This is a genomic window from Streptomyces sp. NPDC006925, from assembly GCF_042869575.1.
Taxonomy (GTDB): Bacteria; Actinomycetota; Actinomycetes; order Streptomycetales; family Streptomycetaceae; genus Streptomyces.
This window is the reverse complement of record NZ_JBIAGB010000023.1, coordinates 60,238-84,230: the sequence shown is the minus strand read 5'-3', so window position 1 is coordinate 84,230 and position 23,993 is coordinate 60,238. Positions and strand designations below refer to the sequence as shown.

Sequence of the window (23,993 nt, the reverse complement as noted above, 5' to 3'; positions counted from 1 at the left end):
TACGGGGACCCCGGGGCAGCTCCGGGGCGTCACGGCTGCCGCTCTCGCGTGGCAAGGGGATCGATGACTGAGTACGACCAGGGCCATGGCTCCCAACCCTGGCACCCTGATGACCCCCTCTACGGGGACCAGGAGTGGAACACGGCCCAGCAGGCCGGGTACCAGGGCGGCTGGCAGCAGGTTCCCCAGCAGGGGCAGTATTCCGGCCACCCCGGGTCCCCGTACGCCGAGCAGCAGTACCCGCAGCAGTACGCCCCCGGCGGCTGGGACGGCACCGGACAGCAGGCCCCCGCGGGCGGTCCGGGGTACGACCCCGGGTACCCGGCACCCCCGCACGCCGGGCACTACGCGGACCCCTACGCCGCGGACGGATACAGCACCGGCGGCCACCCCACGGGCCAGTACCCGACCGGGGAGTACGCCACCGGGGAGTACGCCACCGGCGGGTATCAGCCCGGATACCCGGCCGGTGCCTACCCCGACGCGGGCCACGGCACGGGCGGGTACCCCGCCGGCGGCCCGCATCCGCAGTACCCCGGCGATCCGTACGCGCCCGGTGAGTACCCCTCCGGCCCGTTCCCCGGCAACCACCACACCGGCGAGTACCCGACCGGCGAGTACCCGACCGGCGAGTACCCCGCCGGACCGCAGTCCGGCCACTACGGGGGGCAGGGCGGCTATCCGCATGCCCCCGCGGACCCGCAGCAGCAGCCGGTGCCCCGGCCGCGGGAGGCGCCGGAACCGGACCCGGAGACGGGCTGGGACCCGGGCCCGGACCAGGGCGAGCACGCCTTCTTCGCGGACCGCGACGAGGACTACGACGAAGACGGCGACTTCGGGGACCACGACGAGCACGGCGATCGGGGCCGCCGGGGCCGGGAGCGCGGCGGCAGGACCAAGGGCCGGCGCGGCTGCGGGCTGGTCATCGCCGTCGCCCTCGTGGCGGGGGTGGGGGTCGTCGGGTATGTCGGCCACGACTTCTACCAGAGCCACTTCGGGGCGGCTCCCGACTACTCGGGCAGCGGTTCCGGCGAGGTCATGGTCGACATCCCGGAGGGCGCCTCGCTCGCCGAGATGGGGCAGGTCCTCGAGAAGGGGGGCGTGGTCAAGAGCCCCGGTGCCTTCGTGGAAGCAGCCGACGGAAACGAGAAGGCGCAGAGCATCCAGGCCGGTACCTACACGCTCCGCAAGCGGATGTCCGGCGCGGACGCCGTGGCGATGATGCTCGACCCGGCCAGTCAGAACGGCCTCATCGTCGTCGAGGGCTGGCGGGCCTCGAAGATCTACGCCGAGATCGACAAGAAGCTGGACGTGGCGAAGGGGACCACGAAGAAGGCCGCCGAGTCCGGCGACATCGGCCTGCCCGACTGGGCGGACGGCAAGCCGGAAGGTTTCCTCTTCCCCTCCAAGTACAGCATCGGCAAGGAGAGCAAGCCGCGGGACGTGCTGCGCAAGATGGTCAAGCGGGCCGAGTCCGAGTACGCCAGGACCGGGCTGGAGGAGAAGGCCGAGAAGAGCGGCAAGGCCCCGAAGGAGATCCTCACCATCGCCTCGCTCGTCCAGGCGGAGGCCCAGCAGGACCACGAGTTCGGCAAGGTCTCCCGCGTCATCCACAACCGGCTCGAGAAGGACATGCGGCTGGGCTTCGACTCCACCATCAACTACGCGATGGGGCGCTCGACCCTGAACACCTCGGTGGCCGACACCAAGTACCCCTCGCCGTACAACACCTACCTGCACAAGGGGCTCCCGCCGGGCCCGATCGGCAACCCCGGGCACCAGGCCATCGAAGCGGCGCTCAAGCCGACCGAGGGCGACTGGCTGTACTTCGTCACGGTCAAGCCCGGCGACACCCGCTTTACCGACAGCGCGCGGGAACACCAGAAGAACGTCGAAGACTTCAACAAGGAACAGCGCAAGAAGTAAGGAGGCCGGGGGCTGATGCCAGCCACCACCGGGCAGGAGGCCAGGCGTGCAGCCGTCCTCGGATCACCGGTCGCCCACTCCCTCTCGCCGGTGCTGCACCGGGCCGCCTACGCCGAGCTGGGCCTCGGCAACTGGACCTACGACCGGTACCAGGTGGACGAGCGGGGCATCGGCGACTTCCTCGCCGGCCTGGACGATGGGGCGGGCCGGTGGGCGGGGCTGTCCCTGACCATGCCGCTCAAGCGGGCCGTCATCCCGCTGCTCGACGGGATCAGCCCGACGGCCGCCTCCGTGGAAGCCGTCAACACCGTGCTCTTCACCGAGGACGGGCGCCGCACCGGGGACAACACCGATGTCCCGGGCATGGTCGCCGCGCTCCGGGAGCGGGGCATCCGCTCCGTGGAGAGCGCCACCGTGCTGGGCGCGGGCGCCACCGCGTCCTCGGCGCTGGCCGCCCTCGCGCAGATCTGCGCGGACGGGAGCGGCGACGGCAGCGGGATCGGCGAGATCGGCGGGACCGGCGGGACCGGCGGGATCGGCGGGATCGGCGAGATCACTGTCTATGTGCGCAGCGCGGAGCGGGCCCGTGAGATGCGGGGCTGGGGGGAGCGGCTCGGCGTGCCCGTACGGACGGCTGACTGGGCACGGGCCGCCGAAGGGCTGGCGGCCCCCTTGGTCATCTCCACCACCCCCGCGGGCGCCACCGACGGACTCGCCGCCGCCGCACCCGCCGCGGGCGGCACCCTCTTCGACGTCCTCTACGATCCGTGGCCGACCGCGCTGGCCGCCGCCTGGCACGGCCCGGTCCTGGGCGGCCTCGACCTGCTGGTGCACCAGGCCGTGCTCCAGGTGGAGCTGATGACCGGCCGGGGCCCCGCACCGCTCGCCGCCATGCGGGCGGCCGGCGAGGCGGAGCTGGCGGCCCGCGCGGGGTGACCCGGTGGCCGCCGGGCCCTGCCCGGCCGGACCCTGCCCGGCCAAACCCTGCCCGGCCGGTCCCCGCCCGGGCCCGGAGGCGGCCCGGGCTGCGGCCCCGGGCGTTGCCCACATAGCGGGACGGTGCGGGCTTGGGGCAAGCGCCTCACCGGCGGCATGGGAGGATCGTGCGCAGGAACGTGGACGGGCCGCGAAGCGGCCGAGAGGAGCACCGTTGAGCAGGTTGCGCTGGCTGACCGCGGGGGAGTCGCACGGCCCCGCACTCGTGGCGACTCTGGAGGGGCTGCCCTCCGGTGTCCCGGTGACCACCGACATGGTCGCCGACGAGCTGGCCCGGCGCCGCCTGGGCTACGGCCGCGGCGCCCGGATGAAGTTCGAGCGCGACGAGGTCACCTTCCTCGGCGGCGTACGCCACGGACTCAGCATCGGCTCCCCGGTCGCGGTCATGGTGGGGAACACCGAGTGGCCCAAGTGGCAGCAGGTGATGGCGGCCGATCCGGTCGACCCCGCGGAACTGGAGCAGTCGGCCCGCAACGCCCCGCTCACCCGGCCGCGGCCCGGCCACGCGGATCTGGCGGGCATGCAGAAGTACGGCTTCGACGAGGCCCGGCCGGTCCTGGAGCGCGCCTCGGCTCGCGAGACCGCGGCCCGTGTCGCGCTCGGCACGGTCGCGCGCTCGTACCTGCGGGAGACCACCGGCGTCGAGATCGTCTCGCATGTGGTGGAACTGGGCGCGGCGCAGGCGCCGTACGGCACCGTCCCGGAGCCCGGTGACGTGGCCCGGCTGGACGCCGACCCGGTGCGCTGCCTGGACGCAGCGGCGAGCGAGGCGATGGTCGCGCAGATCGACCAGGCGCACAAGGACGGCGACACCCTCGGCGGGGTCGTCGAGGTCGTGGCGCACGGTGTACCCGTCGGTCTGGGCTCGCACGTGCACGGGGACCGGCGGCTGGACGCGCGGCTGGCCGGGGCACTCATGGGGATCCAGGCCATCAAGGGCGTGGAGTTGGGCGACGGCTTCGCCCTGGCCCGGGTGCCCGGCTCCCAGGCGCACGACGAGATCGTCCCGGGCCCGGACGGCATCCGCCGCTCCTCCGGGCGCAGCGGTGGAACCGAGGGTGGTCTGTCCACCGGTGAGCTGCTGCGTGTCCGCGCCGCGATGAAGCCGATCGCGACCGTGCCGCGCGCCCTGGCCACCGTCGACGTGCGCACCGGCGAGGCCGACAAGGCGCACCACCAGCGGTCCGACGTGTGCGCCGTGCCGGCGGCGGGCATCGTGGCCGAGGCCATGGTGGCACTGGTGCTGGCGGACGCGGTGGCCGAGAAGTTCGGCGGGGACAGCGTCGCCGAGACCCGCCGCAACGTCCGCGGTTTCCTCGACAACCTGGAGATCCGGTGACCGGCCCCCTCGTCGTGCTCGTCGGCCCGATGGGGGTCGGCAAGTCGACCGTCGGCGCGATCCTCGCCGAGCGGCTCGGTGTGACCTGCCGCGACACCGACCAGGACGTCGCGGAGCAGGTGGGCAAGTCCGTCTCGGACATCTTCCTGGAGGAGGGTGAGCCGCACTTCCGCGAGCTGGAGCGGGCGGCCGTGGCCACCGCGCTGGACGAGCACCGCGGAGTGCTCGCCCTCGGCGGCGGCGCCGTCCTCGCGGAGGAGACCAGGGCGCTGCTGGCCGGACGGCCGGTGGTGTTCCTGGAGATGGGGCTGACCGAGGCCGTCAAGCGCGTCGGGCTGGACGCTCCGCGCCCCCTGCTCGTCATCAACCCGCGGCAGCAGTGGCGCAGGTTGATGGAGGAGCGCAGGCCGCTGTACACCGAGGTGGCCCGCGTCGTCGTCAGCACCGAGGACCGCACGCCCGACCAGGTCGCCGACGAGATCCTCACCGCCCTTCAGCCACCGTCCACCCAGCCGGAGAAGCAGCAATGACAACCCAGGACTCCGCCGTCACCCGGATCGCCGTCGGCGGCACCGCGGGCACCGCCCCCTACGAGGTGCTCGTGGGGCGGCAGCTCCTCGGCGAACTCCCCGGTCTGCTCGGCGCCGACGCGCAGCGGGTCGCCGTCCTGCACCCCGAGGCGCTGGCCTCGACCGGGGAGGCGCTGCGCGAGGATCTGGCGGACCAGGGGTACGAGGCCATCGCCGTCCAGCTGCCCAATGCCGAGGAGTCCAAGACCGCGGAGGTCGCGGCCTACTGCTGGAAGGCGCTGGGCCAGACCGGATTCACCCGCACCGACGTGATCGTCGGCGTCGGCGGCGGTGCCACCACCGACGTGGCCGGTTTCGTCGCGGCCACCTGGCTGCGCGGGGTGCGCTGGGTCGCGGTGCCGACCACCGTGCTGGGCATGGTGGACGCCGCGGTGGGCGGCAAGACCGGTATCAACACCGCCGAGGGCAAGAACCTGGTGGGCGCCTTCCATCCGCCCGCCGGGGTGCTGTGCGACCTCGCGGCGCTGGAGTCGCTGGGGGTGCACGACTACGTCAGCGGCCTCGCGGAGATCATCAAGGCGGGTTTCCTCGCCGACCCGGCCATCCTGGAGCTCATCGAGTCCGATCCGGAGGCCGCGCGGACCCCGCAGGGCCCGCACACCGCCGAACTGATCGAGCGCTCGATCAGGGTGAAGGCGGAGGTGGTCTCCGAGGACCTGAAGGAGTCGGGCCGCCGCGAGATCCTCAACTACGGGCACACTCTCGGCCACGCGATCGAGAAGAACGAGCGCTACGACTGGCGGCACGGTGCGGCCGTCTCGGTCGGCATGGTCTTCGCCGCCGAACTCGGCCGGATCGCCGGCCGCCTGGACGACGCGACGGCCGACCGGCACCGCGCGGTGCTGGAATCGGTGGGACTGCCCGTCAGCTACCGGGGCGACCAGTGGCCCAAGCTGCTGGACACCATGAAGGTCGACAAGAAGTCGCGCGGCGACCGGCTGCGCTTCATCGTGCTCGAAGGGCTGGCCAAGCCGGCTGTCCTGGAGAGCCCCGACCCCGCGATGCTGCTGGCGGCGCACGCCGAGATCGCCGCCTGACACCCTGCCCGGGCTCCGGGCGGCGGCCCCGGGCGGACCGGGGCCGCGGGACCGGGGCTCGCCCCTCGCCCCTCGCGCAGCGGGCGGGGCGGGCGGGCCGGGTCGCGCGGGAACCGGGGGTTCTCGGCGCGCGCGTCGGGCACTCGGGAGCGGATCCGGCCGTTCACTCGAAGACGGACGGGGAAGGTACCGTCAGTATTCGCACAACACCCGGCGTTGCGCCGCAACGCCTTCACACGCGGGACGGAGTTGGGGTCCGGATGCAGCACAACGGTGCCCGAGGCGCCTACGGAGGCTTCGGGGCGCAGTGGTCCGCACCCCCGCCGGCCCCCGGTGCCCGTTCGGCACCGGAACCGGTGCCGCAGCACCCCCACCCGCAGGCGCCACCGCCGCGCCCGCACCCTCAGAACCCTCCGCCACAGCCGCCCCGCCCGCACGCTCCGGCCCCCCAGCCGGCTCAGCCGCCGCAGCCTGCGCAGCCGCCTCAGCCGCAGCCGCGTCCCGTTCCGGAAGGGGCTCCGGCCGACCCCGCGCCGCCCGCGCCCCCCGCGGGCGCACCTCCGCAGCCGGGCAGCGCTCCCCCCGGGGGGGAGGCGACGGGCCATGTCAAGCTGCCTCCGGGCGCCCCGGTCGAGGTCCCGGCCCCCGGGGCCACCCCGGCCCAGTTGGACGCCACCCGGGCCGCGGTCGCCGTCCTCCTGATCGGGCCGGCCGGTGCGGGCAAGACCACGGTCGCCCGCTACTGGGCCGGGCACCGGGCGGTCCCCACGGCACACATCAGCCTCGACGACGTGCGCGAGTGGGTGCACTCGGGCTTCGCCGACCCCCAGACGGGCTGGAACGAGAACTCCGAGGCCCAGTACCGTCTGGCCCGGCGGACCTGCGGCTTCGCGGCACGCAACTTCCTGGCCAACGGCATCTCCTGCATCCTGGACGACGCGGTCTTCCCCGACTGGCCCGTCATCGGACTCGGCGGCTGGAAGCGGCACGTGGGCCCCGGCCTCATTCCCGTGGTGCTGCTGCCCGGGCTGGACATCGTCCTGGAACGGAACGCGGAGCGCACCGGCAACAGGCGGCTCTCCGACGAGGAGGTGGCGCACATCCACGGCCGGATGGCGGGCTGGTACAGCTCCGGGCTGCCGATCATCGACAACTCCCGCCAGGACGTGGCCAGCACCGCGCACATGCTGGACAACGTGGTCGCCCGCAGCCTGGCCAGCCCGGTGAGCTGGTGACCGGGGACGGCAGTGCTGCTGCGGGAGCCCTCCCGCGGGCGCTCCCCGGGCCGGCCGCCCCGCCGTTCGGCAGGTGAGCCGACGATCGTTCCCGGGTCGCCCGCACGGCCGTGTCCGGGCGGCCGTCCGGCCGGACGCTGCGTACCCTCGGCATATGTCCGAGGTGCATGTGTCCCGCCGTGCCCGGCTGCGTGACCGCTGCGCGGCGAGCACCGCCCACGACGGTCCCGCCGACGCGGTGCTGATCTCCCGTCCCGCCAATGTCCGGTATCTGACCGGCCGCGCCGCACCCGGCAGCGTCCTGCTGCTGGGTCCGGACGGCGCGGACACCCTGGTGTCGGCTCCGGGGGAGGGGCCGGCCAACGGTGCCCATCCGGCCGACGACCTGCGCGAGCTCACCCTGGAGGTGCCGAGCGGGACGGATTCCGCCGAGGCGCGTGGCGCCGCCGGGTACGACGCCGCCGTGGCCGCCGCCGGGATCGCCGAACGGAGCGGTGCCGGTGCACTGGCCGTGGAGGAGCACCATCTGACCGTCGCGCGGCACCGGGCGCTGGCGGCCGTCGCGCCCTCGGTGCGGCTCGCGGACCTCGGCCTGGCGGTGGAACAGCAGCGGGTGATCAAGGACGAGGAGGAGATCTCCGCGCTGCGGGTCGCCGCCGAGATCACCGATCAGGCTCTCGGCGAGCTGCTGGAGTCGATCCTGGTGGGGCGCACCGAACGGCATCTCGCGCTGGAGCTGGAGCGCCGGCTCATCGACCACGGCGCCGAGGGCGCCGCGCTGCCCACCTCGGTCGCGGCCGGCCCCAACTCCGGACTGCCCGGCCACCGGCCGACCGACCGGCGGGTGGAGGAGGGGGATTTCCTCTCGGTCCGGCTGGGCGCCCGCTACCGGGGATACGGCTGTCAGATCGGCCGTACTTTCGTCATCGGCACCGCGCCCGAGACGTGGCAGATCGAGCTCTACGACACCGTCTTCGCCGCTCAGCGGGCTGCGCGGGAGTCGCTGGGGCCGGGTACCGAGTGCCGTGAGGTGGACCGCGCCGCACGCCAGGTGCTGGCGGCGGCGGGGCACGGGGCAGCGCTGGGGGAGTCGACCGGGCACGGGGTCGGCCTGGAAATCGGTGAGGACCCTCGGCTCTCGCCCGAGGCCGTGGGTAAACTGGACGCTTGTGTGCCGGTCACCGTCGAACCGGGGGTCCATCTCCCGGGCCGGGGCGGTGTCCGGATCGACGACACACTCGTCGTCCGCCCGCAGGCGGACGGCGGACCCGAGCTACTCACCATCACGACCAAGGAGCTGCTCGCCCTCTAGCCCCCGCGGGGGCTCAGCCCACGGGCCGTCGGAGGCGTGGCAGTCACCCTGGTCTCCGCAGCAGTCTCAGGAGATTCCGCAACCGTGGCATCCACGAACGACCTCAAGAACGGCATGGTGCTCAAGCTCGACGGCGGCCAGCTCTGGTCCGTTGTCGAGTTCCAGCACGTCAAGCCCGGCAAGGGGCCGGCTTTTGTCCGTACGAAGCTGAAGAACGTCCTCTCCGGCAAGATCGTCGACAAGACGTTCAACGCGGGCACCAAGGTCGAGACGGCCACTGTGGACCGACGGGACATGCAGTTCTCGTACATGGACGGCGACTACTTCGTCTTCATGGACATGCAGACCTTCGACCAGCTCCACATCGACCGCAAGACCGTCGGTGACGCGGCCAACTATCTGATCGAGGGCTTCGACGCCACGGTCGCGCAGCACGAGGGCGAGGTGCTCTACGTCGAGCTGCCCGCCGCTGTCGAGCTCAAGATCAAGCACACCGAACCGGGCGTCCAGGGTGACCGCTCCACCGGCGGCTCCAAGCCCGCCGAGCTGGAGACGGGCTACAGCATCCAGGTGCCGCTCTTCATCACGACCGATGAGAAGATCAAGGTCGACACGCGCTCCGGCGAGTACCTCGGCCGGGTGAACAGCTAACCGTGGCCGCACGCAACAAGGCCCGCAAGCGCGCCTTCCAGATCCTCTTCGAGGCCGACCAGCGCGGGGCCGACGTGCGCACCGTGCTCGCGGACTGGTTGCGGCTCGCCCGGACGGATTCCCGGCAGCCGCCGGTCTCCGAGTACACGATGACCCTCGTCGAGGGCTACGCGGGCAACGCCGCGCGGATCGACGAGCTGCTGTCCACCTACGCGGTCGACTGGACCCTGGACCGGATGCCCGATGTGGACCGGGGCATCCTGCGGCTGGGCCTCTACGAGCTGCTGTGGGTGGACGAGGTGCCCGACGCGGTCGCCATCGACGAGGCCGTCCAGCTCGCCAAGGAGTTCTCGACGGACGAGTCGCCGGGCTTCGTCAACGGCCTGCTCGGCCGGTTGAAGGAGCTCAAGCCGACGCTCCTGCGCTGACACCCGCCCGCCGCGACGGGGAGAGGTATCCGCTCTTCCCGCCGGCAGCGGGTGTTCCCGGCCCGGCGGCCCGGGGGAACTGCTGCGAGGGGTGGAAGAGCGGTCGCACGAAACGGAACCGGCGGTGCCGGACCGACCACGACCTGTCCGAGGACGGGTGGGGCCGGTCCGGCACCGCCGGTCTGCGCCGCGGAGCGGATCGCCGCCGCCCGGCGGGCAGGAAGCCCGGCGCGCGGCGGATGTGCTGCCCGACGCGCCGAGGGGCGGCCCCTCGACGGGACGAGGGGGCGCGCCTCCTCGGCGCGCGGGTCAGACCTCTTCGTGCGAGACGGCCCGGCGGGCGTCCGCGTCGAGCACGCCCCAGCCGATGAGCTGCTCCGTCAGCACGGAGGGCGACTGGTCGTAGATGACGGCCAGGGTCCGCAGGTCGTCCTGGCGGATGGAGAGGACCTTGCCGTTGTAGTCCCCGCGCTGCGATTGGATCGTCGCCGCGTACCGCTGGAGCGGACCGGCCTTGTCGGCCGGGACGTGGGCCAGGCGCTCCAGGTCGAGCACCAGCTTCGGCGGCGGCTCGGCGGCCCCGCCCGGAGTGGTGCCCGGCAGCAGTTCCTGCACCGGCACTCCGTAGAAGTCGGCCAGCTCGGCGAGGCGCTGCACGGTCACGGCCCGGTCGCCGCGCTCGTACGAGCCCACCACGACCGCCTTCCAGCGGCCCTGGGACTTCTCCTCGACACCGTGGAGGGAGAGGCCCTGCTGGGTGCGGATGGCGCGGAGCTTCGCTCCGAGCTGTTTGGCGTATTCGCTGGACATATGGCTCCCCGGACGCTGTTTCGCTGAGCGGCTGCGCCATGCGGTTCGCTGCGCCGCGCGCTTCGTAACTCACTGTGAGGTTACGCAGCGTAATGTGCCGCGTCAAGCCGAGGGGGGCCGAACGGCTGGCTCCGCCCCCTCGCACGGACCGGTGAGCGGGTCCTGGTAGCGTTGACGAGCAACAGCAAGACGTCCTTTAAGGCCCGTCCCGTGAGGCGGGGAAGGGGGTCCGATTCTTCATGGACGACCACACTCCGAGCCTGCATCCGGCGCGCCCCGTGCTGGAGGCCCCGGACATCATGCGGGTGCTCACCCGTATCGCCCACGAGATCGTCGAGCGCGCCAAGGGCGCCGACGACGTGGTACTTCTCGGCATTCCCACCCGCGGCGTCTTCCTCGCCCGGCGGCTGGCGGCCAAGCTCCAGGAGATCACCGGCAGCGTCATCCCGGTCGGCTCGCTCGACATCACGATGTACCGGGACGATCTCCGCCTCGGCCCCGCGCGGACCCTCGCGCACACCGAGATCCCGGCCGACGGGGTCGACGGACGGCTCGTCGTGCTCGTCGACGACGTGCTCTATTCCGGCCGCACCATTCGTGCCGCTCTGGATGCCCTGGGTGACATCGGCCGTCCGCGGGCGGTGCAACTCGCCGTCCTCGTGGACCGCGGTCACCGCGAGCTTCCGATCCGCGCCGACTACGTCGGCAAGAACCTGCCCACCTCGCAGCGCGAGACCGTCAAGGTCCAGCTCACCGAGGAGGACGGGCACGACGGCGTCCTGCTCGGCACCCGGGTCCCCGCCTCCGAGGCGTTTGAGGCGGCGCCCGGCGCCGAAAGAGCGGCAGACGCGCGCCCCGGCGCCGCCCCGGCGGGCTAGCGCGCCACCACGCCGCACGCGCCCGCGGGGTGCGCATGCCGCCGCGCGCGGCACCCCACCGCACGCTCCGGCGCGCGCTCTCCCCGGTCTGCCCGCACGCGCACGCTGCCCCGGCGCGCCCGCGCGCGAGCTCTCGCGACGACCTCACATCCCACCCACGGAAGGCCCAAGGCAACAGATGAAGCGTCACCTCATCTCGGCCGCCGACCTCACCCGCGACGACGCCGTCCTCATCCTCGACACCGCCGAGGAGATGGCCCGGTTCGCCGACCGGCCGATCAAGAAGCTGCCCACTCTGCGCGGCCGCACCATCGTCAACCTCTTCTTCGAGGACTCCACCCGCACCCGGATCTCCTTCGAAGCGGCCGCCAAGCGGCTGTCCGCCGACGTCATCAACTTCTCCGCCAAGGGCTCCTCCGTCTCCAAGGGCGAGTCCCTCAAGGACACCGCGCTGACCCTGGAGGCCATGGGGGCCGACGCGGTGGTCATCCGGCACCACGAGTCCGGGGCCCCGCACCGGCTGGCCACCTCCGAGTGGATCGGCGGCTCCGTCATCAACGCGGGCGACGGCACCCACGAGCACCCCACCCAGGCGCTGCTGGACGCCTTCACCGTGCGCCGCCGGCTGGTCGGCCGGGAGGGGGCCGCCCTCGACGGCCGACGGATCACGATCGTGGGCGACATCCTGCACAGCCGGGTGGCCCGCTCCAACGTCCATCTGCTGAGCACCCTGGGCGCCCACGTCACGCTCGTCGCGCCGCCCACCCTGCTGCCCATCGGCGTGGAGCGCTGGCCGTGCGAGGTCTCCTACGACCTGGACGCCGTGCTGGCCAAGTCCGACGCCGTGATGATGCTGCGGGTCCAGCGGGAGCGGATGAACGCGGCCTTCTTCCCCACCGAGCGTGAGTACGCCCGCCGCTACGGCCTCGACGGCGAGCGCATGGCGCGGATGCCCGAGCACGCCGTGGTGATGCACCCCGGACCGATGAACCGCGGGATGGAGATCACCGCCGAGGTGGCCGACTCGCCCCGCTGCACCGCGGTCGAACAGGTCGCCAACGGCGTCAGCATCCGGATGGCCGTGATGTACCTGCTGCTCGGCGGGGCCGAACCGGCCCTCTCCCGCTCCGAGGAGAGCCGCGCCGAGGCCGCGCCCGCCGAGGCCGCATCCACTGCGGCAGCCCGCACCGGGGCAGCCCGTACCGAGGAGGACAACTGAGATGACTGAGCAGAAGAAGACGCTGCTGCGCGGTGCCAAGGTCCTCGGCGGCGAGCCGCAGGACGTCCTGATCGAGGGCACGGTGATCGCCGGTGTCGGACCGGGGCTGGAGGCGGCCGGCGCCGAGGTGGTCGAGACCGGCGGTGCCGTGCTGCTGCCCGGCCTGGTCGACCTGCACACCCATCTGCGCGAGCCCGGCCGCGAGGACTCCGAGACCGTGCTGACGGGCACCCGGGCCGCCGCCAAGGGCGGCTACACCGCCGTGCACGCCATGGCCAACACCTTCCCCGTCGCCGACACCGCCGGCGTGGTCGAGCAGGTGTGGCGGCTGGGCAAGGAGTACGGCTACTGCGACGTGCGCCCGGTCGGCGCCGTCACCGTCGGCCTGGAGGGCAAGCAGCTCGCCGAACTGGGGGCCATGCACGACTCCGCCGCGGGGGTGCGGGTCTTCTCCGACGACGGCAAGTGCGTCGACGACGCGGTGATCATGCGGCGCGCGCTGGAGTACGTGAAGGCGTTCGACGGCGTCGTCGCCCAGCACGCCCAGGAGCCGCGGCTGACCGCCGGTGCCCAGATGAACGAGGGCATCGTCTCGGCCGAGCTGGGCCTGCAGGGCTGGCCCGCCGTCGCCGAGGAGTCCATCATCGCCCGGGACGTGCTGCTCGCCGCGCACGTCGGCTCGCGGGTGCACATCTGCCACCTGTCGACCGCCGGCTCCGTGGAGATCGTCCGCTGGGCCAAGTCCAAGGGCTGGAACGTGACCGCCGAGGTCACCCCGCACCACCTGCTGCTCACCGACGAGCTCGTCCGGTCCTACAACCCGGTCTACAAGGTCAACCCGCCGCTGCGCACCGAGGCCGACGTGCTGGCGCTCCGCGAGGCGCTGGCCGACGGCACCATCGACTGCGTCGCCACCGACCACGCCCCGCATCCGCACGAGGACAAGGACTGCGAGTGGGGTGCGGCCGCCATGGGCATGGTCGGGCTGGAGACCGCGCTGTCCGTGGTGCAGCACACCATGGTCGACACCGGGTTGCTGGACTGGGCCCAGGTCGCCGACCGGATGTCCCACCGGCCCGCTGCCATCGGCCGCCTGACGGGCCACGGCCGCCCCGTCTCACCCGGTGAGCCGGCGAACCTGGTTCTTCTGGACGCGGACTACCGTGGACAGGTGGACCCCGTGGGCTTCGCCTCCCGCAGTGCCAACACCCCCTACCAGGGTCGTGAGCTGCCCGGCCGCGTCGTCCGCAGCTGGCTGCGGGGTCGGCCGACGGTCGTTGACGGGAAACTCGTGTGAGCAGTGTGAGCGGTGTGAGTGCAACAACCAACCTCCCCCTGCTCGGCCTCGCAGCCGAGCAGAAGTCACAGCAGGTCACCGACTGGGCCGCCCGGATCGGCTGGGTCGTGGGTCTCGTCCTGTTCATCGCGCTCCTCTACTGGCTGATGCGGCAGGGCTGGAAGTGGCGCGGCACCCTCCAGGGCGACCTGCCGGAGCTGCCGCAGCGGCCCGCGGACACCGGCGAGCCGCTGCTGACCGCCACCGGCCGCTACCACGGCTCCACGAGCGCGGGCCAGTGGCTCGACCGGATCGTCGCGCACGGCCTGGGCACCCGCAGCCGCGCCGAGCTGACGCTCACCGCGCAGGGGCTGGACGCCCACCGGCCCGCGGCGCAGGACTTCTTCGTCCCCGCCGACCGGCTGCGCGGCGCCCGCCTCGACACCGGTATCGCCGGCAAGGTGCTCACCGAAGGCGGCCTGCTGGTCGTCACCTGGGAGCACGGCGGACGGCGGCTGGACTCCGGATTCCGCCTCGACCACTCCGCCGAGCAGGCCCGATGGGTCGAGAAGATCAACGCAATGTGCGGCGACAACGGCGTCGCGGCAATGCAGCAGCACAAGGAAGGCGCATGATGACGACCTCCACCAGGGGAGCGACCGGAACCACGGCGGAACCCGCCCTTCTCGTCCTGGAGGACGGCCGCACCTTCCGCGGGCGCGCCTACGGGGCCGTGGGCGAGACCTTCGGCGAAGCCGTGTTCTCCACCGGGATGACCGGGTACCAGGAGACCCTCACCGACCCCTCCTACCACCGTCAGGTCGTCGTCATGACGGCCCCGCACGTCGGCAACACCGGCGTCAACGACGAGGACCCCGAGTCGGCCCGCATCTGGGTGGCCGGCTATGTCGTCCGCGACCCCGCGCGCACCCCCTCCAACTGGCGTGCCACCCGCACCCTGGACCAGGAGCTGCGCGACCAGGGCGTGGTGGGCATCAGCGGTGTCGACACCCGCGCCCTCACCCGCCACCTGCGCGAGCGCGGCGCCATGCGCGTCGGGATCTTCTCCGGCGGGGCCTGCGCGGACGGCGAGGAGAAGCTGCTGGCCCGGGTGCGGGAAGCACCCGCGATGAAGGGCGCCGACCTCGCGGGCGAGGTCGCGACCCGGCAGGCGTACGTGGTCCCCGCGGTCGGCGAGAAGCGCTTCACCGTGGCGGCGGTCGACCTCGGCATCAAGGGCATGACCCCGCACCGGATGGCCGAGCGCGGTGCGGAGGTGCACGTGCTCCCCGCCACCGCCACGGCCGAGGACGTCTACGCCGTGGCGCCCGACGGCGTCTTCTTCTCCAACGGCCCCGGCGACCCGGCCACGGCCGAGCACCCGGTGGCCCTGATGCGCGAGGTCCTGGACCGCGGCACCCCGCTGTTCGGCATCTGCTTCGGCAACCAGATCCTCGGCCGCGCACTCGGGTTCGGCACGTTCAAGCTCAAGTACGGCCACCGCGGGATCAACCAGCCCGTCCAGGACCGTACGACCGGCAAGGTCGAGGTCACCGCGCACAACCACGGCTTCGCCGTGGACGCGCCGCTCGACCGCGTCACCGAGACCCCCTACGGACGTGCCGAGGTCTCGCACGTCTGCCTGAACGACGGCGTGGTCGAGGGGCTGCGGCTCCTGGACAGGCCCGTCTTCAGCGTCCAGTACCACCCCGAAGCGGCAGCGGGACCGCACGACGCCGCCTACCTGTTCGACCGCTTCGTCAAGCTCATGGAGGACCAGCGTGCCTAAGCGCACCGATATCCAGTCCGTCCTGGTCATCGGCTCAGGACCGATCGTCATCGGGCAGGCCGCCGAGTTCGACTACTCCGGCACCCAGGCGTGCCGCGTGCTCAAGGCCGAGGGCCTGCGCGTGATCCTGGTCAACTCCAACCCGGCCACGATCATGACCGACCCGGAGATCGCCGACGCCACCTACGTCGAGCCGATCACTCCCGACTTCGTCGAGAAGATCATCGCCAAGGAGCGCCCCGACGCGCTGCTGCCCACCCTCGGCGGCCAGACGGCGCTCAACACCGCGATCTCCCTGCACGAGGCTGGCACCCTGGACGCCCACGGCGTCGAGCTGATCGGCGCCAACGTCGAGGCCATCAACAAGGGCGAGGACCGCGACCGGTTCAAGGAGGTCGTCGAGGCCGTCCGCGGCAAGATCGGGCACGGCGAGTCCGCGCGCTCCTACATCTGCCACTCCATGGACGACGTGCTGCGCGGCGTCGAGGAGCTCGGCGGCTACCCGGTCGTCGTGCGCCCCTCCTTCACCATGGGCGGCGCCGGCTCCGGCTTCGCCCACGACGAGGAGGAGCTGCGCCGCATCGCCGGACAGGGCCTCACCCTCTCGCCCACCACCGAGGTGCTCCTGGAGGAGTCCATCCTCGGCTGGAAGGAGTACGAGCTGGAGCTGATGCGCGACCACAACGACAACGTCGTGGTCGTCTGCTCCATCGAGAACTTCGACCCGATGGGTGTGCACACCGGCGACTCGATCACCGTCGCGCCCGCCATGACGCTCACCGACCGGGAGTACCAGATCCTCCGGGACATCGGCATCGCGGTCATCCGCGAGGTCGGCGTCGACACCGGCGGCTGCAACATCCAGTTCGCCGTCAACCCCGCCGACGGCCGCATCGTCGTCATCGAGATGAACCCGCGGGTCTCCCGGTCCTCGGCGCTCGCCTCCAAGGCCACCGGCTTCCCCATCGCGAAGATCGCCGCGAAGCTCGCGGTGGGCTACACGCTGGACGAGATCCCCAACGACATCACCGAGGAGACCCCGGCCTCCTTCGAGCCCACGCTCGACTACGTCGTGGTCAAGGCCCCCCGGTTCGCCTTCGAGAAGTTCCCCGCCGCGGACTCCCGGCTGACCACCACCATGAAGTCGGTCGGCGAGGCCATGGCCATCGGCCGGAACTTCACCGAGGCGCTGAACAAGGCGCTGCGCTCGCTGGAGAAGAAGGGCAGCCAGTTCGACTTCGCCACCCCGGTCGCCGAGCTCGGCGACAAGGCCGAGCTGCTGACCGAGGCCGAGCGCCCCACCGACGGCCGGATCAACACCGTGATGGCCGCCATCCGGGCCGGCGCCACCCCGCAGGAGGTCTTCGACGCGACGAAGATCGACCCCTGGTTCATCGACCAGCTCTTCCTCGTCAAGGAGACGGCCGACGAGATCGCCGCGGCCCCCGAGCTGAGCCCGGCGATGTTCGCAGAGGCGAAGCGGCACGGTTTCTCGGATGCGCAGATCGCCGCCGTCCGCTCGCTGCGCGAGGACGTGGTGCGCGAGGTGCGGCACGCGCTGGGCATCCGCCCGGTCTACAAGACCGTGGACACCTGCGCGGCCGAGTTCGCCGCCCGGACGCCGTACTTCTACTCCTCCTACGACGAGGAGAGCGAGGTCGCACCCCGCGAGAAGCCCGCGGTGATCATCCTCGGCTCCGGGCCCAACCGCATCGGCCAGGGCATCGAGTTCGACTACTCGTGCGTCCACGCCTCCTTCGCGCTGGGCGACGCCGGGTACGAGACCGTGATGGTCAACTGCAATCCGGAGACCGTCTCCACCGACTACGACACCTCCGACCGGCTCTACTTCGAGCCGCTCACCCTGGAGGACGTCCTGGAGGTCGTCCACGCCGAGCAGCAGGCGGGCCCGGTCGCCGGGGTGCTCGTCCAGCTGGGCGGCCAGACCCCGCTGGGGCTCGCCCAGGCGCTCAAGGACAACGGCGTGCCCATCGTCGGCACCTCGCCGGAGGCCATCGAGCTGGCCGAGGAGCGCGGCGCGTTCGGCCGGGTGCTCACCGAGGCCGGGCTGCCCGCCCCCAAGTACGGCACCGCCTTCTCCTTCGAGCAGGCCAAGGGCATCGCCGCCGAGATCGGCTACCCCGTCATGGTCCGCCCCTCCTACGTGCTGGGCGGCCGCGGCATGGAGATCGTCTACGACGAGGCGTCGCTGGAGTCCTACCTGGAGCGGCACGCCGGGCTGATCGAGCAGCACCCGGTCCTCATCGACCGGTTCCTCGACGACGCCATCGAGATCGACGTGGACGCCCTCTACGACGGCCACGAGCTCTACCTCGGCGGCGTCATGGAGCACATCGAGGAGGCCGGCATCCACTCCGGCGACTCCGCCTGCGCGCTGCCCCCGATCACCCTCGGCGGCTACGACATCAAGCGGCTGCGCGCCTCCACCGAGGCCATCGCCCGCGGCGTCGGGGTGCGGGGTCTGATCAACATCCAGTTCGCGATGGCCGGCGACATCCTCTACGTGCTGGAGGCCAACCCGCGCGCCTCCCGCACGGTGCCGTTCACCTCGAAGGCCACCGCCGTTCCGCTCGCGAAGGCCGCGGCCCGGGTGTCGCTGGGCGCCACCCTCGCCGAGCTGCGCGCCGAGGGCCTGCTGCCCGCCGAGGGCGACGGCGGCGACCTGCCGCTGGACGCGCCGATCTCCGTCAAGGAGGCGGTCATGCCCTGGAGCAGGTTCCGCGATGTGCAGGGCCGCGGCGTGGACACCGTGCTGGGCCCGGAGATGCGCTCGACCGGCGAGGTGATGGGCATCGACTCGGTGTTCGGCACCGCCTACGCCAAGTCCCAGGCCGCCGCGTACGGGGCCCTGCCGGGCAAGGGCCGGGCGTTCGTCTCGGTCGCCAACCGGGACAAGCGCTCGCTGATCTTCCCGGCACGGGAGCTGGTGGCCATGGGCTTCGAGTTGCTGGCGACCTCCGGCACCGCGGAGGTTCTCAAGCGCAACGGGATCAACGCCACCGTCGTCCGCAAGCAGAGCCAGGGCACGGGCCCGGCCGGGGAGCCGACCATCGTGCAGCTCATCCACGACGGCGAGGTCGACCTGATCGTCAACACCCCGTACGGCACGGGCGGCCGGCTGGACGGCTACGACATCCGCACGGCGGCCGTCGCCCGGGCGGTGCCCTGCCTGACGACCGTGCAGGCGCTGGCCGCCGCCGTGCAGGGCATCGACGCGATGGCCCGCGACGAGGTCAGTGTGCGCTCGCTGCAGGAGCACGCCCGGCACCTGGTCGCCTCCCGCAGGAGCTGACCCCGGCCCCGCCCGTCCCGTCCCCCTCCGGAGCCCCCGGAGCCCCGGCGGCGCCCGCCGAGCCGGACCCCGCCCGGACCCCCGCGTCCGGGCGGCCCGGCGGCGCCGCCCGCACGGCCCCGGGGCGGGACGGGCGGGCCGGCCGGCTCCCCTCACAGGAACCCCTCCCACATGTACAGACTCCTCTTCCGTACCGTCTTCTGCCGCATGGACCCCGAGCGGGCCCACCACCTGGCCTTCTCCTGGATCCGCAGGGCGGCGGCCACCCCCGTGCTCCGCACCTTCGCGGCAGCGGCACTCGCCCCGCGCGACCGGCGCCTCCGCGTCGAGGCGCTGGGCCGCCGCATGCACGGCCCGTTCGGCCTCGCCGCCGGGTTCGACAAGAACGCGGAGGGGATCGACGGGCTCGCCATGCTCGGCTTCGACCACGTCGAGGTCGGCACCGTCACCGGCAGCGCCCAGCCGGGCAACCCGAAGAAGCGGCTGTTCCGCCTGGTCGAGGACCGCGCGCTGATCAACCGGATGGGCTTCAACAACGAGGGCGCGGCCGCCGTCGCGGCGCGGCTGGCCGCCCGGGAACCCGTCTTCAGCCCGACGCTGGGCGTCAACATCGGCAAGACGAAGGCCGTACCGGAGTCCGAGGCGGTCGCCGACTACGTCACCTCCACCGAGGCGCTGGCGCCGCACGCCGACTACCTGGTCGTCAACGTCTCCTCGCCCAACACCCCCGGCCTGCGGAACCTGCAGGCCACCGAGCATCTGCGGCCGCTGCTGACCGCCGTACGGGAGGCGGCCGACCGCGCCGTGCCCGCGCGCCGCGTCCCGCTCCTGGTCAAGATCGCGCCCGACCTGGCGGACGAGGACGTCGACGCCGTCGCCGACCTGGCCGTAGAGCTGGACCTGGACGGGATCATCGCGACCAACACCACCGTCGCCCGGGACGGGCTCGGCCTCCGCTGCGCCCCGGAGCTGGCGGCGGAGACCGGCGGGCTGTCCGGCGCGCCGGTCGCCGACCGCTCGCTGGAGGTGCTGCGACGGCTGTACGCGCGGGTCGGCGACCGGCTCGTGCTGGTCGGCGTCGGCGGTGTCGGCACCGCCGAGGACGCCTGGCGCCGCATTCTGGCGGGCGCCACCCTGGTGCAGGGGTACACGGCGTTCCTGTACGAGGGCCCGTTCTGGATGCGCCGGATGCACCGGGGACTGGCCCGGCTGCTGGCGGCCAGCCCCTACGCCACCCTCGCCGAGGCCGTCGGCGCCGAACACCGCCGCCAGGAGGGCGCCGCATGACAGCTCAGGGGACGACCACGGGGGGCGCCGAGGCCCCGGAGCCCTTCGGGACGCGGTTGCGCCGCGCCATGGACGCCCGGGGGCCGCTGTGCGTGGGGATCGACCCGCACGCCTCCCTGCTGCACGCCTGGGGCCTGACGGACGACATCGCCGGGCTGGAGCGGTTCAGCCGCACCGTCGTGGCGGCGCTGGCCGACCGGGTGGCCGTGCTCAAGCCGCAGTCGGCCTTCTACGAGCGCTTCGGCTCGCGCGGCGTCGCCGTGCTGGAGCGTACGGTGACCGAGGCCCGGGCGGCCGGGGCACTGGTCGTGATGGACGCCAAGCGCGGCGACATCGGCTCCACCATGGACGCCTACGCCGCGGCCTACCTCGACGCGGGCAGCCCGCTCTTCTCCGACGCGCTCACCGTGAGCCCCTATCTGGGCTTCGACGCGCTCGCGCCGGCCGCCGAGGCAGCCGCGGCGAGCGGCGCGGGGCTGTTCGTGCTGGCGCTCACCTCCAACCCGGAGGGGCGGGAGGTGCAGCGCGCGGTCGGCGAGGACGGCTCGACGGTGGCGGCGACGGTGCTGCGCCGGCTGGCGGACCGGAACGCGGGCGCCGAGCCGCTGGGCTCCTTCGGCGCGGTCGTCGGCGCCACGCTCGGTGATTTGTCGGCGTTCGACCTGGCGGTGAACGGCCCGCTGCTCGCGCCGGGCATCGGGGCGCAGGGGGCGACCCCCGCGGACCTGCCCGCGGTCTTCGGGGGCGTGGTCCGCAATGTGGTGCCGAGCGTCAGCCGGGGTGTGCTCCGGCACGGCCCCGACGAAAACGGACTGAGGGATTCCGCGACGGCCTTCGCGGACGCGGTCCGCACTGCCGTGACCTGAGCCGTCGTGGTTTCCGGGGCCGTCCACGCACCGGATCGGGTCGCTTTCCGTGCCGGGTCCCGGCCCGGTGCGGGCCGCGCGGCTTCCAAGATCCCACGCTGAGAGCTGAAAACACACCAATTATGTCCCGAAAAGTCCGGGTCGGCAGAGGCTGACCTGGACTTTTCGTCTGTTCTCGCTGACTCCGGGGCTCATGCCCGCTAGTCTCCGTCCAGAGCACCGCCAACAGGCGCGTTGCTCGTTGCTCCGCAGGTGCGGGCCTACTAGGTTCCTCACCGATCCGTATCCGACAGTTCGACATCCGAGGTGACGCAGGCGTGGCTCTTCCGCCCCTTACCCCTGAACAGCGCGCAGCCGCGCTCGAAAAGGCCGCCGCGGCTCGCCGGGAGCGCGCCGAGGTCAAGAACCGGCTCAAGCACTCCGGCGCGTCCCTGCACGAGGTCATCAAGCAGGGCCAGGAAAACGACGTGATCGGCAAGATGAAGGTCTCCGCGCTCCTGGAGTCCCTGCCCGGCGTCGGCAAGGTCCGCGCCAAGCAGATCATGGAGCGACTGGGGATCTCCGAGAGCCGCCGGGTGCGCGGTCTGGGGTCCAACCAGATCGCCGCGCTGGAGCGCGAGTTCGGTGGCGCCAACGCCTGAGGTCCCGGGCACTCCCGTAAACCGGGATAATCGCTGCATGAGTTCTGCAGTTCCCCGGGGGGAGACCCCGGCACCCCCGGTCGGCACATCGCGGCTGACCGTGCTCTCCGGCCCCTCCGGGGTCGGCAAGAGCACGGTCGTCGCACACCTGCGCAAGGCGCACCCAGAGGTCTGGCTCTCCGTCTCCGCCACCACCCGCAGGCCCCGTCCGGGCGAGCGGCACGGTGTGCAGTACTTCTTCGTGGACGACGAGGAGTTCGACAAGCTGATCGCCAACGGCGACCTGCTCGAATGGGCGGAGTTCGCGGGCAACCGCTACGGCACCCCCCGGGGAGCGGTACTGGAGCACCTCGAACGGGGGGAGCCCGTCCTGCTGGAGATCGACCTGCAGGGCGCCCGGCTCGTCCAGCAGTCCATGCCCGAGGCGCACCTCGTCTTCCTGGCCCCTCCGAGCTGGGAGGAGCTGGTCAGGAGGCTGACCGGCCGGGGCACCGAGGCGCCCGAGGTCATCGAGCGGCGGCTGGAGGCGGCCCGCACCGAGCTGGCGGCCGAGGCCGAGTTCGACCGGACCCTGGTCAACACCTCCGTCGAGGAGGTAAGCGCCGAGCTGCTAGCCTTGATGCGTATCGGCTGACCTCCAGCGCGCCCGGCGCGCTGCCCGTGCGTCGATTCCCGCTCCATCCACCCTTCGGAAGGCAGAGAGTGTCCTCTTCCATCACCACGCCCGAGGGCATCATCAACCCGCCGATTGATGAGCTGCTCGAGGCCACCGACTCGAAGTACAGCCTCGTCATCTACGCCGCCAAGCGCGCGCGTCAGATCAACGCGTACTACTCCCAGCTCGGTGAGGGCCTCCTCGAGTACGTCGGCCCGCTGGTGGACACCCACGTGCACGAGAAGCCGCTGTCCATCGCACTCCGCGAGATCAACGCCGGACTTCTCACCTCCGAGCCCGTGGAGGCTCCGCCGGTCGTCCCGTAGCCGGTCGGCACCGCTTCCACCAGGGGCCCGGCAGCGCGGCTGCCGGGCCCCTGGTGTGTCATAAGGGCATAACGGCACGTGTACGGGCATGTGGGGAGAGACGAGTGACGCAGCAGCGGGACGGCCGGACGGCAGCCGGCAAGCCGAGGGTCGTGCTGGGAGTGAGCGGCGGCATCGCCGCCTACAAGGCGTGCGAGCTGGCCCGGCGCCTCACCGAGAGCGGGCACGACGTCCGGGCGGTGCCCACCGCCTCGGCGCTGCACTTCGTCGGCGCCGCCACCTGGTCGGCGCTGACCGGCCACCCGGTGGCCACCGAGGTGTGGGACACGGTGCACGAGGTGCCGCACGTACGGATCGGCCAGGGCGCCGACCTCGTCGTCGTCGCCCCCGCGACCGCGGACCTGCTGGCCAAGGCCGCACACGGACTCGCCGACGACCTGCTCACCAACACCCTGCTCACCGCACGCTGCCCCGTCGTCTTCGCCCCCGCGATGCACACCGAGATGTGGGAGCACCCCGCCACCCGGGAGAACGTCGCCACGCTGCGGCGCCGCGGCGCGCTGGTCGTCGAGCCCGCCGTCGGGCGGCTGACCGGGAAGGACACCGGCAAGGGGCGGCTGCCGGACCCGGAGGCGCTCTTCGAGGTGTGCCGGCGGGTGCTGCAGCGCGGAGCGGACGGAGTCGGCCCCGACCTCGCGGGACGCCATGTCGTCGTCAGCGCGGGCGGCACCCGTGAGCCGCTCGATCCGGTGCGTTTCCTGGGCAACCGCTCCTCCGGCAAGCAGGGGTACGCGCTCGCCCGCACCGCCGCGGCGCGCGGGGCGCGGGTGACGCTCGTCTCCGCCAACAGCGCACTGCCGGACCCGGCGGGCGTGGACCTGGTGCGGGTGGGCAGCGCGGAGGAGCTGCGCACCGCCGTGACGTCGGCGGCCGCCGACGCGGACGCGGTGGTGATGGCCGCGGCGGTCGCCGACTTCCGCCCGGCCGGCTATGCCACCGGGAAGATCAAGAAGAAGGCCGGCCAGGAGCCCGAGCCACTGGCGCTGGCCCGGAACCCCGACATCCTCGCCGAGCTCGCCGCGCATCGCACCCGCCCCGGCCAGGTGGTGGTCGGCTTCGCGGCCGAGACGGACCGGGTGCTGGAACACGGCCGCGCCAAGCTCGCCGCCAAGGGCTGCGACCTGCTTGTCGTCAACGAGGTGGGGGAGGGCAGGACCTTCGGCTCGGCGGAGAACGAGGCCGTGGTGCTGGGCACCGACGGTAGCGAGACGCCGGTTCCGCACGGGCCGAAGGAGGCACTCGCGGATACCGTCTGGGACCTGATCGCCGAGCGGCTCCCGGGGCTGTCCCAGGACTGAACCGGGGCCCTCGGTCATCCGCGGCGCGGCGGGCGTCCCGAGGAGTGGACGCGGAATCACC

The 23,993-nt window shown here is 72.7% G+C and carries 22 protein-coding genes; 21 read left to right on the top strand and 1 reads right to left on the bottom strand.

Annotated features, from left to right (window positions below; translation table 11 throughout):
- Nucleotides 1-63 precede the first annotated feature (63 nt).
- The 9 genes from mltG to nusB all read left to right on the top strand — a co-directional run bounded on the left by mltG (nucleotide 64) and on the right by nusB (nucleotide 9,514).
- Nucleotides 64-1,926: an endolytic transglycosylase MltG gene (gene mltG / locus ACFYNS_RS25490; protein ID WP_388605241.1), complete on the top strand. Its 1,863-nt coding sequence runs from the start codon at nucleotides 64-66 to the stop codon at nucleotides 1,924-1,926.
- A 15-nt stretch (nucleotides 1,927-1,941) separates the two neighbouring features.
- Nucleotides 1,942-2,862 (top strand): shikimate dehydrogenase, encoded by a 921-nt coding sequence (locus tag ACFYNS_RS25485; protein ID WP_360290378.1) that lies wholly within the window; start codon nucleotides 1,942-1,944, stop codon nucleotides 2,860-2,862.
- Between the two features lie 214 nt (nucleotides 2,863-3,076).
- Entirely contained in the window at nucleotides 3,077-4,261 is a 1,185-nt protein-coding gene (gene aroC, locus ACFYNS_RS25480) for a chorismate synthase (protein ID WP_360290380.1), read from the top strand.
- Complete coding sequence (locus ACFYNS_RS25475) at nucleotides 4,258-4,791, top strand: shikimate kinase (RefSeq protein ID WP_360290382.1); 534 nt, start codon at nucleotides 4,258-4,260, stop codon at nucleotides 4,789-4,791. Before aroC ends, ACFYNS_RS25475 begins: the two co-directional genes overlap by 4 nt.
- Entirely contained in the window at nucleotides 4,788-5,888 is a 1,101-nt protein-coding gene (gene aroB / locus ACFYNS_RS25470) for a 3-dehydroquinate synthase (RefSeq protein WP_360290384.1), read from the top strand. The genes ACFYNS_RS25475 and aroB overlap by 4 nt, the downstream gene beginning before the upstream one ends.
- 260 nt (nucleotides 5,889-6,148) lie before the next feature.
- Complete coding sequence (locus ACFYNS_RS25465; RefSeq protein WP_360290386.1) at nucleotides 6,149-7,123, top strand: AAA family ATPase; 975 nt, start codon at nucleotides 6,149-6,151, stop codon at nucleotides 7,121-7,123.
- Nucleotides 7,124-7,277: 154 nt separating this feature from the next.
- Nucleotides 7,278-8,435, top strand: a complete 1,158-nt coding sequence (locus tag ACFYNS_RS25460) for an aminopeptidase P family protein (RefSeq protein WP_360290388.1) — start codon at nucleotides 7,278-7,280, stop codon at nucleotides 8,433-8,435.
- An 84-nt stretch (nucleotides 8,436-8,519) separates the two neighbouring features.
- Nucleotides 8,520-9,086, top strand: coding sequence for an elongation factor P (gene efp, locus ACFYNS_RS25455; RefSeq protein WP_075002913.1), 567 nt, complete (start codon nucleotides 8,520-8,522; stop codon nucleotides 9,084-9,086).
- Between the two features lie 2 nt (nucleotides 9,087-9,088).
- Nucleotides 9,089-9,514: a transcription antitermination factor NusB gene (nusB, locus tag ACFYNS_RS25450; RefSeq protein WP_019356148.1), complete on the top strand. Its 426-nt coding sequence runs from the start codon at nucleotides 9,089-9,091 to the stop codon at nucleotides 9,512-9,514.
- 309 nt (nucleotides 9,515-9,823) lie between these two features.
- Here nusB and bldD read toward each other — a convergent pair whose 3' ends face one another.
- Complete coding sequence (gene bldD / locus ACFYNS_RS25445) at nucleotides 9,824-10,324, bottom strand: transcriptional regulator BldD (protein ID WP_019356149.1); 501 nt, start codon at nucleotides 10,322-10,324, stop codon at nucleotides 9,824-9,826.
- Between the two features lie 239 nt (nucleotides 10,325-10,563).
- Between bldD and pyrR the strand changes: the two genes are divergently transcribed.
- The 12 genes from pyrR to coaBC all read left to right on the top strand — a co-directional run bounded on the left by pyrR (nucleotide 10,564) and on the right by coaBC (nucleotide 23,932).
- A complete protein-coding gene (gene pyrR, locus ACFYNS_RS25440; protein WP_360290391.1) occupies nucleotides 10,564-11,202 on the top strand; it encodes a bifunctional pyr operon transcriptional regulator/uracil phosphoribosyltransferase PyrR in 639 nt (212 codons plus the stop codon).
- A gap of 178 nt (nucleotides 11,203-11,380) precedes the next feature.
- Complete coding sequence (locus tag ACFYNS_RS25435; RefSeq protein ID WP_360290393.1) at nucleotides 11,381-12,421, top strand: aspartate carbamoyltransferase catalytic subunit; 1,041 nt, start codon at nucleotides 11,381-11,383, stop codon at nucleotides 12,419-12,421.
- 1 nt (nucleotide 12,422) lies between these two features.
- Nucleotides 12,423-13,718, top strand: a complete 1,296-nt coding sequence (locus ACFYNS_RS25430) for a dihydroorotase (RefSeq protein WP_360290395.1) — start codon at nucleotides 12,423-12,425, stop codon at nucleotides 13,716-13,718.
- A gap of 14 nt (nucleotides 13,719-13,732) precedes the next feature.
- Nucleotides 13,733-14,332, top strand: coding sequence for a hypothetical protein (locus ACFYNS_RS25425; protein ID WP_360290397.1), 600 nt, complete (start codon nucleotides 13,733-13,735; stop codon nucleotides 14,330-14,332).
- Nucleotides 14,332-15,486, top strand: coding sequence for a glutamine-hydrolyzing carbamoyl-phosphate synthase small subunit (gene carA / locus ACFYNS_RS25420; protein WP_360290428.1), 1,155 nt, complete (start codon nucleotides 14,332-14,334; stop codon nucleotides 15,484-15,486). The genes ACFYNS_RS25425 and carA overlap by 1 nt, the downstream gene beginning before the upstream one ends.
- The gene (carB, locus tag ACFYNS_RS25415; RefSeq protein WP_360290399.1) at nucleotides 15,479-18,799 is read left to right on the top strand and encodes a carbamoyl-phosphate synthase large subunit; all 3,321 of its coding nucleotides are present in this window, start codon (nucleotides 15,479-15,481) and stop codon (nucleotides 18,797-18,799) included. The genes carA and carB overlap by 8 nt, the downstream gene beginning before the upstream one ends.
- A 171-nt stretch (nucleotides 18,800-18,970) precedes the next feature.
- Nucleotides 18,971-20,086 carry a quinone-dependent dihydroorotate dehydrogenase gene (locus tag ACFYNS_RS25410; protein ID WP_360290401.1) on the top strand — a complete coding sequence of 372 codons (1,116 nt, stop codon included), beginning with the start codon at nucleotides 18,971-18,973 and terminating at the stop codon, nucleotides 20,084-20,086.
- On the top strand, nucleotides 20,083-20,952 hold the full coding sequence (gene pyrF / locus ACFYNS_RS25405) for an orotidine-5'-phosphate decarboxylase (protein WP_388605236.1): 870 nt from the start codon (nucleotides 20,083-20,085) through the stop codon (nucleotides 20,950-20,952). Before ACFYNS_RS25410 ends, pyrF begins: the two co-directional genes overlap by 4 nt.
- A 317-nt stretch (nucleotides 20,953-21,269) precedes the next feature.
- Complete coding sequence (locus ACFYNS_RS25400) at nucleotides 21,270-21,593, top strand: integration host factor (protein ID WP_019356158.1); 324 nt, start codon at nucleotides 21,270-21,272, stop codon at nucleotides 21,591-21,593.
- Between the two features lie 37 nt (nucleotides 21,594-21,630).
- Nucleotides 21,631-22,227, top strand: a complete 597-nt coding sequence (gmk, locus tag ACFYNS_RS25395) for a guanylate kinase (RefSeq protein ID WP_360290405.1) — start codon at nucleotides 21,631-21,633, stop codon at nucleotides 22,225-22,227.
- Nucleotides 22,228-22,295: 68 nt separating this feature from the next.
- Nucleotides 22,296-22,574, top strand: coding sequence for a DNA-directed RNA polymerase subunit omega (gene rpoZ / locus ACFYNS_RS25390; protein WP_019356160.1), 279 nt, complete (start codon nucleotides 22,296-22,298; stop codon nucleotides 22,572-22,574).
- Nucleotides 22,575-22,678: 104 nt separating this feature from the next.
- Nucleotides 22,679-23,932, top strand: coding sequence for a bifunctional phosphopantothenoylcysteine decarboxylase/phosphopantothenate--cysteine ligase CoaBC (coaBC, locus tag ACFYNS_RS25385; RefSeq protein ID WP_388605233.1), 1,254 nt, complete (start codon nucleotides 22,679-22,681; stop codon nucleotides 23,930-23,932).
- Nucleotides 23,933-23,993 lie beyond the last annotated feature (61 nt).